General features: G+C 75.5%; 12 protein-coding genes. 3 read left to right on the top strand and 9 right to left on the bottom strand.

Going from position 1 to position 15,672, the window contains the following annotated elements; translation table 11 throughout:
* Window positions 1-142: 142 nt before the first annotated feature.
* Window positions 143-1,465 carry an RNA polymerase sigma factor gene (locus tag LIX60_RS22775; protein WP_227960141.1) on the bottom strand — a complete coding sequence of 441 codons (1,323 nt, stop codon included), beginning with the start codon at window positions 1,463-1,465 and terminating at the stop codon, window positions 143-145.
* A gap of 410 nt (window positions 1,466-1,875) precedes the next feature.
* Here LIX60_RS22775 and LIX60_RS22770 point away from each other — a divergent pair, with 410 nt between their 5' ends.
* Window positions 1,876-2,805, top strand: a complete 930-nt coding sequence (locus LIX60_RS22770) for a hypothetical protein (protein ID WP_227960140.1) — start codon at window positions 1,876-1,878, stop codon at window positions 2,803-2,805.
* Window positions 2,806-2,818: 13 nt separating this feature from the next.
* Here the strand turns inward: LIX60_RS22770 and dnaG are convergent, their stop codons facing one another.
* From dnaG to LIX60_RS22745, 5 genes are all read right to left on the bottom strand, one after another.
* The gene (gene dnaG, locus LIX60_RS22765; RefSeq protein ID WP_227960139.1) at window positions 2,819-4,750 is read right to left on the bottom strand and encodes a DNA primase; all 1,932 of its coding nucleotides are present in this window, start codon (window positions 4,748-4,750) and stop codon (window positions 2,819-2,821) included.
* An 85-nt stretch (window positions 4,751-4,835) separates the two neighbouring features.
* Window positions 4,836-5,297, bottom strand: coding sequence for a GNAT family N-acetyltransferase (locus LIX60_RS22760; RefSeq protein WP_227960138.1), 462 nt, complete (start codon window positions 5,295-5,297; stop codon window positions 4,836-4,838).
* Window positions 5,298-5,384: 87 nt separating this feature from the next.
* Window positions 5,385-6,662: an NAD(P)/FAD-dependent oxidoreductase gene (locus LIX60_RS22755; RefSeq protein WP_227960137.1), complete on the bottom strand. Its 1,278-nt coding sequence runs from the start codon at window positions 6,660-6,662 to the stop codon at window positions 5,385-5,387.
* Window positions 6,663-6,901: 239 nt separating this feature from the next.
* Window positions 6,902-8,338 (bottom strand): deoxyguanosinetriphosphate triphosphohydrolase, encoded by a 1,437-nt coding sequence (locus tag LIX60_RS22750; protein ID WP_227960136.1) that lies wholly within the window; start codon window positions 8,336-8,338, stop codon window positions 6,902-6,904.
* 426 nt (window positions 8,339-8,764) lie between these two features.
* Complete coding sequence (locus tag LIX60_RS22745) at window positions 8,765-9,808, bottom strand: sirohydrochlorin chelatase (protein ID WP_227960135.1); 1,044 nt, start codon at window positions 9,806-9,808, stop codon at window positions 8,765-8,767.
* A gap of 223 nt (window positions 9,809-10,031) precedes the next feature.
* Between LIX60_RS22745 and LIX60_RS22740 the strand changes: the two genes are divergently transcribed.
* Together LIX60_RS22740 and LIX60_RS22735 are read left to right on the top strand one after the other, a co-directional pair.
* Entirely contained in the window at window positions 10,032-10,754 is a 723-nt protein-coding gene (locus LIX60_RS22740) for a vancomycin high temperature exclusion protein (protein ID WP_227960134.1), read from the top strand.
* Window positions 10,755-10,938: 184 nt separating this feature from the next.
* On the top strand, window positions 10,939-13,050 hold the full coding sequence (locus tag LIX60_RS22735) for a molybdopterin oxidoreductase family protein (protein WP_227960133.1): 2,112 nt from the start codon (window positions 10,939-10,941) through the stop codon (window positions 13,048-13,050).
* Between the two features lie 61 nt (window positions 13,051-13,111).
* On the opposite strand, the gene LIX60_RS22730 is transcribed toward LIX60_RS22735, so the two are convergent.
* The 3 genes from LIX60_RS22730 to LIX60_RS22720 all read right to left on the bottom strand — a co-directional run bounded on the left by LIX60_RS22730 (window position 13,112) and on the right by LIX60_RS22720 (window position 15,347).
* Window positions 13,112-13,594, bottom strand: coding sequence for a gamma-glutamylcyclotransferase family protein (locus LIX60_RS22730; protein ID WP_227960132.1), 483 nt, complete (start codon window positions 13,592-13,594; stop codon window positions 13,112-13,114).
* The gene (gene cutA / locus LIX60_RS22725) at window positions 13,591-13,914 is read right to left on the bottom strand and encodes a divalent-cation tolerance protein CutA (protein ID WP_227960131.1); all 324 of its coding nucleotides are present in this window, start codon (window positions 13,912-13,914) and stop codon (window positions 13,591-13,593) included. The genes LIX60_RS22730 and cutA overlap by 4 nt, the downstream gene beginning before the upstream one ends.
* Before the next feature lie 269 nt (window positions 13,915-14,183).
* Window positions 14,184-15,347: a S8 family peptidase gene (locus LIX60_RS22720; RefSeq protein WP_227960130.1), complete on the bottom strand. Its 1,164-nt coding sequence runs from the start codon at window positions 15,345-15,347 to the stop codon at window positions 14,184-14,186.
* Window positions 15,348-15,672: the final 325 nt, after the last annotated feature.

Raw genomic sequence — 15,672 nt, 5'->3', positions numbered from 1 at the left:
ACCCCACACCACCGCTGCCCGCGGGCCAAGGGCGGGGGCGGGTTGTCGCCGAGTCGCTGAACCGCCGGTGCCGGTCCGGGGTCCGCGGGACGGGAGGCGGTGCTGCGGGGCGGCATGCCTGCGGCGGGCGGCCTGCCGGGGCTCAGTCGAGGTAGCCGCGGAGCTGGTCGGCGTAGCTGTGTTCGCGGAGTCTGCCGAGGGTCTTGGACTCGATCTGCCGGATGCGCTCCCGGGTCACCCCGAAGATCTGCCCGATCTCCTCCAGCGTGCGCGGCCGGCCGTCGACCAGTCCGTAGCGCAACTGGACGACCCTGCGCTCCCGTTCGCCGAGGGTGGAGAGCACGTGGTCGAGATGTTCGCGGAGCAGCAGGAAGGCGGCGGACTCGACGGGGGACGCGGCGTCGCCGTCCTCGATGAGGTCGCCGAAGGCCACGTCGTCCTCCTCGCCGACCGGCGCGTGCAGGGAGACCGGCTCCTGGGCGAGGCGCAGCACCTCGTCCACCCGCTCCGGGGTGAGGCCGAGATGGGCGGCGACCTCCTCGGCCGCCGGCTCGTGACCGCGCTCCTGCAGGATGCGGCGCTGTACCCGGATGACGCGGTTGATCAGTTCGACGACGTGGACGGGGACCCGGATGGTGCGCGCCTGGTCGGCGAGGGCGCGGGACATGGCCTGCCGTATCCACCAGGTGGCGTAGGTGGAGAACTTGTACCCGCGGGCGTAGTCGAACTTCTCGACGGCGCGGATGAGGCCCAGGTTGCCCTCCTGGACGAGGTCGAGCATGGTCAGCCCGCGGCCGACATAGCGCTTGGCGACGGAGACGACGAGGCGCAGATTGGCCTCGATCAGCCGGCGTTTGGCCATCCGGCCGAGCACCACCAGCTGGTCCAGCTCGTCGGCCATCCGCGAGTCGAGGTCGGGGAAGCGGCTCAGCTTGTCCTCGGCGAAGAGCCCGGCCTCCACGCGGGTCGCGAGCTCGACCTCCTCGGCGGCCGAGAGGAGCGGGATGCGGCCGATCTCGCGCAGGTACTGGCGGAAGAGGTCGGAGGAGGGGCCGGAGGGATCGGGACGGGCGGTGCCGTCCCCCGCGCGGGCGGGAGCGGGCGGGGGTTCGGCGTCGGGCCCGGCCTCCGGGACGGGTTCGGGAACGGGATCCGGAACGGGATCCGGAACGGGATCAGAGGCCGCATCCGGCTCGGCGTCCGCGACGGCGGGGTCGCCGGCCGGGCTGCCGCCGGGGCCGGCGGGCTCCCCGGGCCCGGGAGGCGGAGGGCCGCCGGGGAACGCGTCCTCGGGCGGGGCCCCGTCCGGCGGAGCGCCGCCCGGCGGCGGTTCGGTGTCCTCGGCCGGGTCGGCGGGACCGGCGGAGTCGCCGGGCGGCGTGCCGTCCGCCGCCCCGGGATGGTGCGGCGGGACGGTCAGCGGGGACACGGCCGCCGCCGTGCCGCCGAGGGTATGGGTCTGCACGGGGCGGCCTCCAGGAGGATCGCTGCCGGGTCGGGGCGGCGTGCGACGGCGGAACGGCCGCGGCCCAGCCGCCGGCCGTCCCGTACGCCAGGAGCGGATCCGCGGGGGCCGGGAACCGGTCGACCGGACCCGCCGCGCTCCGAGGAATCAGGCACCGCACACCAGTGTGAGGCACGGCACATGCCCCGTACGAGGGTCCTGCGCCCACTTTCTGGACGGGGCCGTCACCCTCCGCTCCCTCCCCGCAACCGAACGTCCGGACGCCCTCCTCCGTCCCGCATGGAGGGGTGGTCCTCCGGGTAGCCGCGCTGCCGAAAGGGCATCAGACCGCCCTCTGCCGCGCCACCGGCGCACGCGCCGCGGCCGGATCCGCGAGGGCGTCTTCCGCACATCCACAGGGAGGCTCTGCGATGCGTACGGACAAGCGCGTTCGGATCACGGCGGTCGCGGCCGGCGGACTGCTGGTCACCGGGCTGCTGGCGGGCTGCGGCCCCGAGGACGGGGCGGCGAGCCCCGACGCCTCGCCCGGACCGGCCAGGACGGACGAGGACGGCGACAGGAAAGGCGGCGGTGAGGGGGACGGCGCTGCGGGCGGGGACGGGGGCACGGTCGCCGCCGCCTACCAGAGGACGGCGGAGGCCCGGACGGCCGAGATCACCCTGGTCACCGAGGTCGGGACCGGGGAGGAGGAAGCCGTCATGCGCGGCTCCGGCGTCATCGACCTCAAGAGCGGCACCAGCGAGATGGTCCTGAAGGCCCCGGGCGCCCGGATCGAGCAGCGCACCGTGGACGGCGTCGTCTACCAGAAGCCGCCCGCCGGGCAGCGTCAGCAACTCCCCGACGGCAAGACCTGGATGAGCTACGACCTCCGCAAGCTGGGCGCGCAGGCGGGCACCGGCGCCCAGATCGCCGACCCGGCCGCCGCCCTCGCCTACGCCAAGGGCATCACCGAGAAGGACGTCGAGAGGATCGGCGAGGAGACCCTCGGCTCCACGGCGACCACGCACTACGAGGTGGACGTGGACGTGCGGTCGCTGGTGCGGAACAACGAACTGATGGGCGAGGCGCTGCGGGACACGGTCGGCGACACCCTGCCGCTGCACATCTGGCTGGACGACGAGGGGCGGCTCCGCCAGCAGAAAATGGAACTCGACATCGACGCCTCCGCACCGGGCGAGGGGCGGAGCGCGAGTCCCGAGCGGGTCACCGTCGCCACGACGCTCGAGCTCGGCGGCTTCGGCACGGACGTGGACGTCGAACCGCCGCCCGCCGCCGACACGGCCGACATGACCGACGAGGCCGCGCGCAAGGGCGGACAGGGCGCCGGGAAGAACGAGTAGGGCGCGCCGCGGCTCAGAGCGCGGCGGCGCCCCGGTTCCGGAGATCCTGCCGGTACTGCTCCAGCACCCACAGCTCCTCCTGCAGGGAGGCGTACGCGGACATGTCGCCGCCGGCCTCGCAGCGGCGCATCGAGCCCTGGATCTGGCCGATCCGCCGGTCCACGGCGGCCAGCCGCACGGCGGCGAGCTGGGTGCCGGCGTAGAAGTCGTCCGGCTCCTTGCGGGTCAGCAGCGGCTCGACGGCCAGCTCCGTGATCAGTGAACGCACCGTGTCGTCCGGCGCCGCCTCGCGGGCGCGGGTGAGGAAGCCGTCGTCCGCGCCGGTCGTGCCGCCCGCCTCGGCGATGGCCTCGCGCACCGTGGCGTACGGGGCGGCCGTGAACTCGTCCGCTCCATAGGCGTCGAACACGGGGGCGACCAAGTCGGGCCGCTGGAGCGCCAGTTTGAGCAGTTCGCGCTCGACGCGATGGGCCGGGCTGCGCAGATCCAGCCGCGGGCCCCGGGGCGCCGCGGGACGCTGCGCCTCCGGCTGCCGGCCCCGGCCGCCCTGCGGACCGCGTCCCGGACCGGGCGCCGCGCCCGACAGGGCCGGTTCCGGCGCGCCGCGCTCGTAGCTGCGCGCCAGGGCGTGCACCCGGCGGCGCACGGCCTCCTCCTCGGCCGGGGAGGTGAGGCCGACCATGCCGCCGAGCCGGGTGGCGTACCGGTCACGGAGGCTGCGGTCCTTGATCCGCGCCACCACGGGCACGCCCGCGTTGAGCGCGGCGACCTGGCCCTCCTCGGCGGCGAGGTGGTACCCGGAGACGATCGAGCGGAGCGCGAAGGCGAACAGCGGGGTGCGGGAGTCGATCAGGCCGCGCACGGCCTCGTCGCCCTCGGCGAGGCGCAGTTCGCAGGGGTCCATACCGCCCGGGGTGATGGCGATGGAGGTCTCGGCGGCGAACTTCTGGTCGTCCTCGAAGGCGCGGAGCGCGGCCTTCCGGCCGGCCGCGTCACCGTCGAACGTGAAGACGACCTCGGCGCCGGAGTTGTCCATCAGCAGCCGGCGGAGGATCTTGATGTGCTCGCCGCCGAAGGAGGTGCCGCAGGTGGCGATGGCGGTGGTGACCCCGGCGAGATGGCAGGCCATGACGTCGGTGTACCCCTCGACGACGACGGCCCGGCTGCCCTTGGCGATGTCCTTCTTGGCGAGGTCGATGCCGTAGAGGACCTGCGACTTGCGGTAGAGCGGGGTCTCGGGGGTGTTGAGGTACTTGGGGCCGTTGTCGTCCTCGCGGAGCTTGCGGGCCCCGAAGCCGATCACCTCGCCGGTGATGTCGCGGATGGGCCACATCAGCCGGCCGCGGAACCGGTCGATGGGGCCGCGGCGGCCGTCCTGCGCCAGGCCGGAGAGGATCAGCTCCTTGTCGGTGAAGCCCTTGCCGCGCAGGAAGCGGACGAGGTGGTCCCAGCCGGCCGGGGAGTAGCCGACGCCGAAGTGCTCGGCGGCGGCCTGGTCGAAGCCGCGCTCGGCGAGGAACTTCCGGCCGATCTCCGCCTCGGGGCCGCCGAGCTGCTCGGTGTAGTAGCGGGCGGCGGCCCGGTGCGCCTCGACCAGGCGGATCTTCTCGCCCTGCTGGCGGCCCGGGTTGTAGCCGCCCTCCTCGTAGCGCAGGGTGATGCCGGCCTGGGCGGCCAGCCGCTCGACGGCCTCCGAGAAGGAGAGGTGGTCGAGCTTCATCACGAAGTCGAGGGTGTCCCCGCCCTCCTGGCAGCCGAAGCAGTAGTAGAGCCCCTTGCTGGGGCTGACCTGGAAGGACGGGCTCTTCTCGTCGTGGAAGGGGCACAGTCCCTTGAGGTTGCCGCCGCCGGCGCTCCGGAGCTGGAGGTACTCGGACACGACGGCGTCGATCGGGACCGCGTCCCGGACCGCCTTCACATCGTCGTCGTTGATCCTGCCTGCCACGCGGTGAAGTCTACGGTGGCGCTGTGACACCCCGGACCGGCCGGTTCTCCGGCCGGATCCCGCGGTCCGGATCGTCCGGCGGCGGTCAGTCCGCGCCGTCTCCGAGCGCCCTCGTCAGGACCACGTGCGGGCCGACGCCCTCGATCTCGAACTCCTCACCGGCCACCGTGAAGCCCTCGCGCTCGTAGAAGCCCCGGGCGCCGGTGCGGCCGTGGCACCAGACGGCACCGGCCCCGCGCGAGCGGGCCTCGGCGATCCCCGCCGCCAGCACGGCCCGGCCGAAGCCCCGTCCCCGGACCGACGGATCGCTCGCCATCCCGCGGAAGCGGTGGGCGGGCGTCCGGCCGCCGGAGCCGGGGAGGGGTTCCGGGAAGAAGGTGACGCAGGCCCGTACCGCCCGGGTCCCGTCGTACGCGGCGATGTGGAAGGTGCCGGGAGCCGAGTCCTCCGGGAAGACCGCGGACTCCTCGGGGAGGCCGGGGCGGAGCACCTTCCACCGCAGCTCGAAGATCTCCGCCACCGGAGTGACGGCCGTGGGGATCGCCATGGGGGCGACGCTACTCCAGCGCTCCCTCCGCCGGCTCCACCGGCCACGTCGCCGGCCGTCCGTCGCTCCGGCCGCCTCCGGCCGCCGCTACCCGCCCGCCTGCTCCGTCAGCGATCCCAGGGGTACGGAGGGGTCGGCGAGCGCCGACGGGTCCACGGGCCGCCCGGCGCGGACCAGCCGCTGGATCTTGTCGGTGACGTCCCAGACGTTGACGTTCATACCGGCGAGCACCCGGCCGTCGGCGGACAGCCAGAAGGCGATGAACTCCCGGCGGCCGGCGTCGCCGCGGATCACCACCTGGTCGTAGCTGCCGGGCGGGGCGTAGCCGGAGTACTCCAGGCCCACGTCGTACTGGTCGGAGAAGAAGTACGGGACCCGGTCGTAGACCACTTCGCGGCCGAGCATCGAACGGGCCGCCGCCGGGCCGCCGTTGAGGGCGTTCGCCCAGTGTTCGACGCGCAGCCGGCCGCCGAGCAGCGGATGTGCCGCGGCGGCGACGTCACCGGCGGCGTAGATGTCCGGGTCGCTGGTGCGCAGGGAGGCGTCGACGGCGATGCCGCCTCCGGAGGCCGGGTCGGCCAGTTCCAGCCCGGCCGATTCGGCGAGGGCGGTGCGCGGGGCCGCGCCGATGGCGGCGAGGACGGCGTGCGCCGGGTGCTCCTCGCCGTCGTCCGTGCGGGCCGCGAGCACCATGCCGTCCTGGCCGGTGATCTCCGTGAGGCCGGCGCCGAAGTGGAAGCGGACGCCGTGCTCGGCGTGGAGATCGGTGAAGATGCCGCCCAGCTCGGGGCCGAGGATGCCGTACAGCGGGGTGGCGGAGCGTTCGACCACCGTCACCTCGGCGCCGTAGCCGCGGGCGGCCGCGGCCACTTCGAGGCCGATCCAGCCGGCACCGGCGATGAGGAGGTGGCCGTTGTCCCGGCCCAGGGAGGCGAGGACGCCGCGCAGCCGTTCGGCGTGCGCCAGCCGGCGCAGATGGTGGACGCCGGCGAGGCCGGTGCCGGGGATGTCGAGGCGGCGGGGCTCCGCGCCGGTGGCGAGCAGCAGCTTGTCGTAGTGGCAGCGGGTGCCGTCGCCCAGGCCGACGGTCTTGGCGGCCGGGTCGAGGTGGACGGCGGACTGGCCGAGGTGCAGTTCGATCTCGGCCCGCGCGTACCAGGCGGGTTCGTGGACGAAGACGCTGTCCCGTTCCTCCTTGCCGATGAGGAAGCCCTTGGAGAGGGGCGGTCGCTCGTAGGGCTGGTCGCGCTCGTCGCAGATGAGGATGACCCGGCCGGTGAACCCCTCGGACCGCAGGGTCTCGGCCGCCTTCGCCCCCGCCAGTCCTCCCCCGACGATGACGAAGGTCTGATGTGCGTCGACCACGTGATGCCTCCTCGCTACCGGCGTATGGGCCTGTGTTCATAGTCCCCCGGGCGTCCCGCCCCAAGCGAGCGTCCCGCAACGGGCGTGCCGGGTGAAGGGGAAGTGGCGTGAGCGGGGCAGACCTTCACGGGTCGTACCCATGAGGGCGGTCGCGGGCCGGGCCGGGCGGGTGCCGCCGGGCCGGGCGGGGAGCGGGCGGGGGATCTCCGTCCGGCCCGCCGTCGCCGGCCGGCCGCCGCTCAGCCGTCGTGCGGGCCCGGCCGGGCCGTGAGCCGGGCGTGCAGGCCGCGGGCCGAGCTGTCGGTGAGCGAGGCGATCTGGTCGACGACCACCCGCTGCCGGGCCCGGTCGTCGCCGGCCGCCGCGTACTCCGCCCGGAACTGCGGGTCCATGCCGTCGGGCGCCCGCGCGCTCAGCGCCTCGGCCAGCTCCCCGAGGACGACGCGCTGGTCGGCGCGGAGGCGCTCCTGCTCCGGGTGCTGCATGACGTAGCGGTCGGCGACCGCCTTGAGCACGGCGCACTCCAGGCGTGTGGCCCGGGGAACCACCAGCTCGGCGGCGTAGCGGGTCAGCCGCCCCGAGCCGTACGCCGCCCGCGTCGCGCCCTCGGCAGCGAGGCAGAAACGGCCGATGAGCTGGCTGGTGGCGTCCTTGAGCCGGGCCTGCGCCACGGCGGAGCCGTCGTAGCCGTGCGGCCACCACTCCTGGTCGGTCAACCGGTCGAGGGCCTCGGCCAGTTCGTCCGGTTCGGCGCCGGGGGGCGCGTAACGGGCCAGCGCCACCCGGAAGATGTCCTGCCGTTCGGGCTCCGCGAGGAGCAGGTTGGGGTCGATGTGGCCGGCGTGGAGGCCGTCCTCGACGTCGTGGACGGAGTACGCCACATCGTCGGACCAGTCCATGACCTGGGCCTCGAAGCACTGCCGCCGCGGGGGCGCGCCCTGCCGGAGCCAGTCGAAGACGGGCCGGTCGTCCTCGTAGACGCCGAACTTCGGGGAGGCCGGGCCGGCGGGGTGGGCGCCGCGCGGCCACGGGTACTTGGTGGCCGCGTCGAGGGCGGCGCGGGTGAGGTTGAGGCCGACGCTCACCAGGTCGCCGTCGTCCGTGCGGACGAACCGTTTCGGCTCGATGCGGGTCAGCAGCCGCAGGGACTGGGCGTTGCCCTCGAAGCCGCCGCAGCCCTTGGCGAAGTCGTTGAGCACCTGTTCGCCGTTGTGCCCGAAGGGCGGGTGGCCGAGGTCGTGCGCCAGGCAGGCCACCTCGACGAGATCGGGGTCGCAGCCGAGCGCCGCCCCGAGCTCCCGGCCGACCTGGGCGCACTCCAGGGAGTGGGTGAGGCGGGTGCGGGGGCTGGCGTCCCAGGCGGAGGTCCGGACGGGCCCGGTTCCGGCGCCGCCCGCGGCCGCGGTGGCGGACTCCTGGGCGATGCCGGGTGTCACCACCTGGGTCTTCCCGGCGAGACGGCGCAGGGCCGCGGAGTGCAGGACGCGGGCGCGGTCGCGCTGGAAGTCGGTCCGGCCGGGACGCTTGTCCGGCTCGGCGGACCAGCGCTCGACGTCCGCCCGGTCGTATCCCGGCACGGGGGTTCCGGGAGGGCGGAGGAACCCCGGTCCGCCGGGGACCGGGCGGTCGCCGGGGGCCCCGGAGGGCAGGGGCGCTGGTGTGCCGTCGCCGTTCATACGGTGACCGTATCCGCAGCGGGCGACGGCATTCACGCGCCGGGCGGGCGGGGGGCCGGGCGGGCGGGGGGCCGGGCGCGCGGTGCGGCGGGGCCACGGGCGCGCGCGCCCCGGCGCTGGTCCGGCCCGCAGGACCGGCGAGCGGGCGCGCCGGTGCGGTGCCGGTGGCGGGAGCGGTGCCGGTGCCGAGAGCGGTGCCGGTGCCGAGAGCGGTGCCGGTGCCGAGAGCGGTGCCGGTGCCGAGAGCGGTGCCGGTGGCCGGCCGCTCCGGCCGGGACGGCGCAGGGGCGCGGGTTCCGGTGCGGGCCCGCCCGGAGAGGTGGTTCTCCCCGGCCTCCCGAGTCCGGCCCGGCCCGGTCGGTCCCTTCCGCCCGGACGAGAGCGCGGAGGGCCCGTGGCGGGGCGGGGCCGGACGCGTCTCCGGGGCTATGCGGCCGAGGCGGAGCCCGGGCCGGGGCCGGCGGTGCGGAGCGGGGAGGTCCGGACCGCCGGTGGTGTCGCGGCGGCGAGCGCCTCGTCGTAGCGGTGCAGGACCAGGCGGGCCATCGCGGTGTGCGCTCCCAGGGGGGCCGCCGCGAGACCGTCCGGCGCGGCCTGCGCGCAGAGGGTGGCGAACCGCCCGGGCGCGGTGAAGTACGAGGCCACGGCCACGCGGCGGCAGCCCCGGGCGCGCAGTTCGCGGACCGCTTCCGGCACGGTGGGATCCGCGGCCGAGGCGTAGGCCGGGAGCACGGGGACACCGCCGAGGCGGGCGCCAAGGAGCCGGGCGGTGCGGCCGGTGTCGCGGGCCCCGTCCGGATCGCGCGATCCGGCCGCCGCCAGCACCACCCCGTCGTAGCCGTCAAGACCGCCCTCGGGGCCGCGGGGATCGCCGGCCGCCTCGGTCAGCCGGGCGTGCAGCGCCTCGGCGAGCAGGGGGTGCGGGCCGAGCGGCGCGGCGACGACGGCCCGCAGGGCGGGGGCCGAGTCGGCGAGGATCCGCGGGATGTCGTGCTTGACGTGGTAGCCGCGGCTGAGCAGCAGGGGCACGAGGACGGCGCCGTGGGCGGCGGCGCCGCGGTCGCCGGTCCCGGGGCCGGGACCGGGGCCCGCGCCGGGAGCGGCCGGGTGGCCCGTCCGGAGGGCCGCTTCGGTTTCCGCCAGCGTTTCCGGCAGCAGGGGTTCGTTCAGCTCGATGTGCCCGAGGCGCACCGAGAGCCCGGGCCGGAGCGCGCGGACCCGGTCGAGGAGCTCGGTGACCGTGCGCAGGGCCTCGGGGTCGCGGCTGCCGTGCGCCACGGCGACCAGAACGGGTGACCGGGTCCCGGAGCGGCGGGTTGTGGGGTACGGGTGCCCGCCGCGGGCGCCGATGGAGTGGAGGGCGGTGCCGAGCCGGCTGCCGATCCGGTGCATGAGCTGCGCCGTGCTGTCGAGGTCGAGAGGGCCGGGGCGGCGGCCGTGGGGGCCTGGGTGCGGGGTCGACGCCGTCATGCGACGAGTCTGCCGGGCGCTCGTTGCCGTGCCGTTGCGCCGTGATGACGCCTGGTTTCCGCTGCTTCACCGGCGCGGGCGGGATCTGTGAGGAGCGCGAGCGCGGCGGCGGGCGGGGGCGTGCGAGCGGGGCACGGGCTTCCGTCACCCCGGGGTGCGGGAGCGGCCGGTGTCCGTCCGGAGGGAACCGGTGCCCGCCCGCCGGGCGTTGTGGTGATCGTACATGCGTACGGGGCGGGGGTGGCCGGTGGCGGCGAGAGAGCGGGGTGCGGTGCGTTCGGTCCGGGACAGACGACGGTTCGTCCGAGCGGCCGTCCTGGGCTGCGTGCTGGGCCTGCTGCCGATGACGTGGATGACGGCGGCCGGCTCCGGCCGGGTGCGGACCGTCGCGGACGTCCCGCCCGCCCCCGTGGCCGTCGTCTTCGGCGCCGGCCTGCGGGACGGCACCCCATCGCCCTACTTGGCCCACCGTCTCGACGCGGCGGCCGAACTGTACGGGGCGGGCACGGTCCGGGTGGTGCTGGTGACGGGCGACAACAGCACCCGCGACTACGACGAGCCCGACGCGATGCGCGCCTACCTCACGGCGCGCGGCGTACCGGACGGCCGGATCGTCAGCGACTACGCCGGGTTCGACACCTGGGACTCCTGCGTACGGGCGAGGAAGATCTTCGGTGTGGAGCGCGCGGTGCTCGTCACCCAGGGCTTCCACATCCGCAGGGCGCTGGCGCTGTGCGCGGCGGCGGGCCTCGACGCGTACGGCGTCGGGGTGGCCGAGCGGCGCGACGTGACCTGGTACGCGGGCGGGGCCCGGGAGGTCCTCGCGGCGGCGAAGGCCGCGCTGGACGCGGCGGTCCGCCCGGACCCGCACTTCCTGGGCCCGCGGGAGCCGGGCGTGCGGGAGGCCCTGGCCTCGGCGGAGCCCGCGGGCTCGCCGGCGCCGTAGGGCGGGCGCCGGCCCGGCACACGCACGCTCGCGTGCGGGCACGGCGGCCGAAGCACCGGCGAGGCCCCAGGCGCGTCGCGCCCCAGCACCTCACGGCGGCCCGCCGGCCGCGCTGAGGTCTCCGTCCGAGGCGCGTAACCCGGCGGGGAGCGGGGTGTAACACGGGCGGCGCAGGCTGGCATGCATGAGTGCCACGCTTCCGGCAGCCGCCGCCCCGCCCCAGCGCACCGCCGTCGACACCCACTGCCCGTACTGCGCCCTGCAGTGCGGGATGGGGCTGCGGCCGGGCGGGCCCGGGGCGGTGCCCGAGGTGGTCGAGCGGGAGGCGTTCCCCGTCAACCGGGGTGCCCTCTGCGGCAAGGGCCGTACCGCCGCCGCCGTGCTCGACCCGCGGCTGCGGCTCACCGGGCCGCTGGTGCGCCGGGACGGCGAGCTGGTGCCGGCCGGCTGGGACGAGGCCCTGGACCGGGCCGCCGAAGGGCTGCTCCGCACCCGCGCGGCCCACGGCCCGGACGCCGTCGGAGTGTTCGGCGGCGGCGGGCTGACCAACGAGAAGGCGTACGCGCTGGGCAAGTTCGCCCGGGTGGCGCTCTCCACCTCGCAGATCGACTACAACGGCCGCTTCTGCATGTCCTCGGCGGCGGCCGCCCACCAGCGCGCCTTCGGGCTGGACCGGGGGCTGCCGTTCCCGCTGGAGGACGTGGCCCGCACCGGCTGCGTCATCCTCGTCGGCTCGAACCTCGCCGAGACGATGCCGCCCGCGCTGCGCTATCTGCGGGAGCTGCGGGAGAACGGCGGCAAGCTGATCGTCATCGACCCGCGCCGCACCCGGACCGCCGAGCAGGCCGATCTCCATCTGGCGCCGCGCCCGGGCACGGACCTGGCGCTGGCGCTGGGGATGCTGCACCTGGTGGTGGCCGAGGGCCGGGTCGACGAGGAGTTCGTGACGGAGCGGACGGCGGGCTGGCCGGAGGCGCGCTCGGCGGCGATGGCGCACTGGCCGGAGCTGGTGGAGCGGATCACCGGCGTGCCGCTGCCGGCGGTCCGGGAGGCCGTGGACCTGTTCTGCGGCGCGGAGAGCGGCATGGTGTTGACGGCGCGCGGCCCGGAGCAGCAGTCGAAGGGCACCGACACGGTGGGCGCCTGGATCAACTTCTGCCTGGCCACGGGCCGCGCCGGGCGTCCGCTGTCCGGCTACGGCTGCCTGACCGGCCAGGGCAACGGCCAGGGCGGGCGGGAACACGGTCAGAAGGCCGACCAGTTGCCCGGTTACCGCAAGCTGGTGGATCCGGCGGCACGCGCCCATGTGGCGGGGGTCTGGGGTGTCGATCCGGAGTCCCTGCCGGGCCCGGGCCGCAGCGCGTACGAACTGCTGGACGCGCTGGGCGGTGAGGTGCGGTCGCTGCTGCTGATGGGGTCGAACCCCGTGGTGTCCGCGCCGCGCGCCGCGCATGTCGCCGAGCGGTTCGCCGCGCTGGACTTCCTGGTGGTGGCCGACGTGGTGCTGTCGGAGACGGCCGCGATGGCGGACGTGGTGCTGCCGGTGACGCAGTGGGCCGAGGAGACGGGGACGACGACCAACCTGGAGGGCCGGGTCATCCTGCGCCGCAAGGCGGTCGATCCGCCGGCGGGCGTGCGGTCGGACCTGCACGTGCTGCACGGGCTGGCGCGGCGGATGGGCCGGGAGAAGGGCTTCCCCGTCGATCCCGAAGAGGTGTTCGAGGAGCTGCGGCGCGCGTCGGCGGGCGGCCCCGCCGACTACTCCGGCATCAGCTACCGGCGGATCACCGAGGAGGACGGCGTCTTCTGGCCCTGCCCGGACGAGGGGCACCCGGGGACGCGCCGGCTGTTCCTGGAGCGGTTCGCGACGGAGGACGGCCGGGCCCGGTTCGTCCCCGTGACGCACCGGCCCGCCGCCGAGGAGCCGGACGAGGAGTATCCGGTGTTCCTGACGACGGGGCGGGTGGTCGCCCAGTACCAGTCGGGGGCGCAGACGCGGCGGGTCGCCGAGCTGAACGCCGCCGCGCCGGGGCCGTTCGTGGAGCTGCATCCGCGGCTGGCCGAGCGGATCGGCGTCGCGGAGGGCGAGGCGGTGGCGGTCACCTCGCGGCGCGGCAGGGCGGTCGCTCCGGCCCGGGTGACGCGGGACATCCGGCAGGACACGGTGTTCATGCCGTTCCACTGGCCGGGCGAGGGCCGGGCGAACACCCTGACGAATCCGGCGCTCGACCCGACCTCACGGATGCCGGAGTTCAAGGTCTGCGCGGTCCGGGTGGAGGCGGCGGACGGGCCATAGCCGAGCGGCGCGGGCGGCTCCCCCCGCCGCCCCGGGACGCGCCCGGACCCGGCCGCCGGCCTCAGCCGCGCGCCGAGCCGCCGCGCTCCGCAGGCTCGGGCGGCCAGCGGCCGCCGGGGACCCGGGTGCCGCCGGCCCGCAGCCCGCGCGCCACGGGCTCGGCCGCGAAGTACACCCAGGCGCGCACGGCCCGCCCGTCGGCGCGCAGCACATCCCGCGCGCACCGCTCGTAGAAGGTGGCGGGCTCCCCGGGCGTGTAGCCCTCCAACGCGTCCAGCCCGGCGAGCAGTTCGCCGTAGTGGGCGGCGCGCGGCGTGATGAGGTGGCCGTGGACCTCACGGCCCGGCTCCTCGACGGCGTACGGGAAACCGGGCCCCTCGTAGAGCGCGGCGCCCGGGAGCCGGGCGGGCTCCTCGTGGTCGGTCCGGCCGCGCAGCAGGCGGGTGTGGTGGCGTCCGCCGGGGCGCAGGGTGCCGTAGACGAAGACGGGCAGCCGTGCGCTCCGGTCCCCCGGTTCGCCGGGCCGGGGCTCGCCCGGGCTCACCGGGACGCCGTCTCCGCCGCGATCCAGGAGAGGTAGTCGGCGCCGCCCTGGGTGACGGGGGTGGCGATGATCTCGGGGACGTCGTAGTCGTGGGCGCCCCGGATGTAGGTCTCCAGTTCGCCGAAGCGAACGCTCGCGGTCTTGAAGAGCACCTGCCACTCGCGGGCCGTCTCGACCGCGCCGTCCCAGTGGTAGACGGAGGTGACCGGCGCGCTGATCTGCGCGCACGCCGCCACCCGCGCCTCCACGGCTCCGCGCGCCAGGGCCGCGGCCTTCTCCGCGCTGTCGGTGGTCGTCATGACGGTCAGGAACTCGGCCACGGCGGGGTCCTCCTCGTGCTGCCGGTGCGGTCGCCTCGTCCGCTGAACGGTAACCGGCGGGGCCGGACCGGCCGCAACAACGGCGCCCGCCCTCCGGTCCGCGCGCCCGTGGCGGCCACGGGTGCGGAGCGGAGGGCGGGCGGTCCGCCGCGGGCCGCGCGGCCGGCGCCGCCGCCGGTTCCGTCAGCGGCGGCGGCGCGGGCCGGGACCACGGATCACGGTCACGGATCACGGGCCGCGATCACCGGCCGCGATCACGGGGCCGTGGATCAGAGGCCCGACTTGTACAGCAGCCGGTTGGGGGTGCCGCTGTAGTTGCCGCTGATGACGTACGTCGTGGCGTTGGAGGTGATCCAGCTGTTGACCGTGGACGACGAGGCGTCGCCGTAGGCCGACTTGTAGAGCGCGGCGACGCCGGCGACGTGCGGGGACGCCATCGAGGTGCCGCTGAGCGAGGTGCTGCCGCCGCCCAGCCGCGTCGAGGTGATCGACACGCCGGGGGCGTAGACGTCGGTGCAGGAGCCGTAGTTGCTGAACGACGCCTTGCGGTCCGAGCTGTCGGAGGCGGCGACGGTGATCGTGCCGGGCGCGCTGGCCGGGGAGACGTTGCAGGCGTTCTGGTTCTCGTTGCCCGCCGCCACGGAGAGGTGCACGCCGGAGTTGGCGAGGTTGGTCGCCGCGTTGTTGATGGCCGAGGAGTAGCCGCCGCCGAGCGAGGCGTTGGCCACGGCGGGCTTCACCGCGTTCTGCCGGACCCAGTCGAATCCGGCGACGACCCCGGCGGTGGTGCCGGAACCGGAGCAGTTGAGCACCCGGACGCCGCGGAGCTGCACGCCCTTGGCGACGCCGTACGTGCTGCCGCCAACCGTACCGGCCACATGGGTGCCGTGGCCCTGGCAGTCCTGCCCGTTGCCCCCGAACGCGTCGAACACGTTCCGGGCCCGGCCGCCGAAGTCCGGGTGGGAGGTCTGGATGCCGGTGTCGATGATGTAGGCCGTGACGCCGGAGCCGTTGCGGTTGTAGGTGTAGCTGCCGCTCAGCGGGCGGTTCCGCTGGTCGATGCGGTCCAGACCCCAGGGGGCGTTGTACTGGGTCGCGTCGGCCGTGATCCGCTGGTCCTCCTCGATGGCGGCCACGGATCCGTTGCCGCGCAACTCGGTGAGCTGCGCCGGGGTGAGCTTGGCGGCGAAGCCGTTCAGGGCCTTGGAGTAGACGTGCCGGGTTCTGATGCCCTCGGCCCTGGCGACGTCCTTGGCCTTGGTGCCGGCCTTGAGGGTGACGATGTAACTGCCCGTCACTTCCTGTTCCTGGGGTGCCTGCTGGACGGCGACCAGCGGGGCGGGGGACTCGTCGGAGGCGGCGACCGCGCCGGCGGTGGGGGTGAGGGCCAGCGGCACGGCGAGCAGCAGTGCGCCGATGTGGGAACGCTTCATGGCAGAAGAGACCCTTTCGTCTCGCGGCGGCAGGGGTGGCCGCCGCTGCTGTGGGGAGGCCTCCGGCACCGCACGGACCGTGGGAGTCCGGGCAGGCGTCCGTGCTGGGATGGCACGGCGGAGGGCCCGCCCGTACGGTCTCGAGCACGCGTACGGACGGAAGAGCCGCCGCGGCGCGCACGTCCCCGGGAAACGTGCGCGGCGCGGCACGCCGGCCGGCGGTCCGGAGGGTTGGGGAACACCGCCGGACCGTCGGTAACCCGACGCTGTGCGGCTCACGTTAACGCCGGTTACCGTGAGCCGACCCCGGCCGGATCAGGCATGA

The organism is Streptomyces sp. S07_1.15, assembly GCF_020739505.1.
GTDB lineage: Bacteria > Actinomycetota > Actinomycetes > Streptomycetales > Streptomycetaceae > Streptomyces > Streptomyces xinghaiensis.
This window is presented reverse-complemented; position numbering and strand designations above follow the sequence as displayed.

Excerpts from the sequence above, each read along its gene's own strand:
- LIX60_RS22770 (WP_227960140.1), top strand. The coding sequence starts at position 1,876 with ATGCGTACGGACAAGCGCGTTCGGATCACGGCGGTCGCGGCCGGCGGA.
- LIX60_RS22760 (WP_227960138.1), bottom strand. The coding sequence starts at position 5,297 with ATGGCGATCCCCACGGCCGTCACTCCGGTGGCGGAGATCTTCGAGCTG.
- LIX60_RS22750 (WP_227960136.1), bottom strand. The coding sequence starts at position 8,338 with ATGAACGGCGACGGCACACCAGCGCCCCTGCCCTCCGGGGCCCCCGGC.
- LIX60_RS22745 (WP_227960135.1), bottom strand. The coding sequence starts at position 9,808 with ATGACGGCGTCGACCCCGCACCCAGGCCCCCACGGCCGCCGCCCCGGC.
- LIX60_RS22740 (WP_227960134.1), top strand. The coding sequence starts at position 10,032 with ATGCGTACGGGGCGGGGGTGGCCGGTGGCGGCGAGAGAGCGGGGTGCG.
- LIX60_RS22735 (WP_227960133.1), top strand. The coding sequence starts at position 10,939 with ATGAGTGCCACGCTTCCGGCAGCCGCCGCCCCGCCCCAGCGCACCGCC.
- LIX60_RS22720 (WP_227960130.1), bottom strand. The coding sequence starts at position 15,347 with ATGAAGCGTTCCCACATCGGCGCACTGCTGCTCGCCGTGCCGCTGGCC.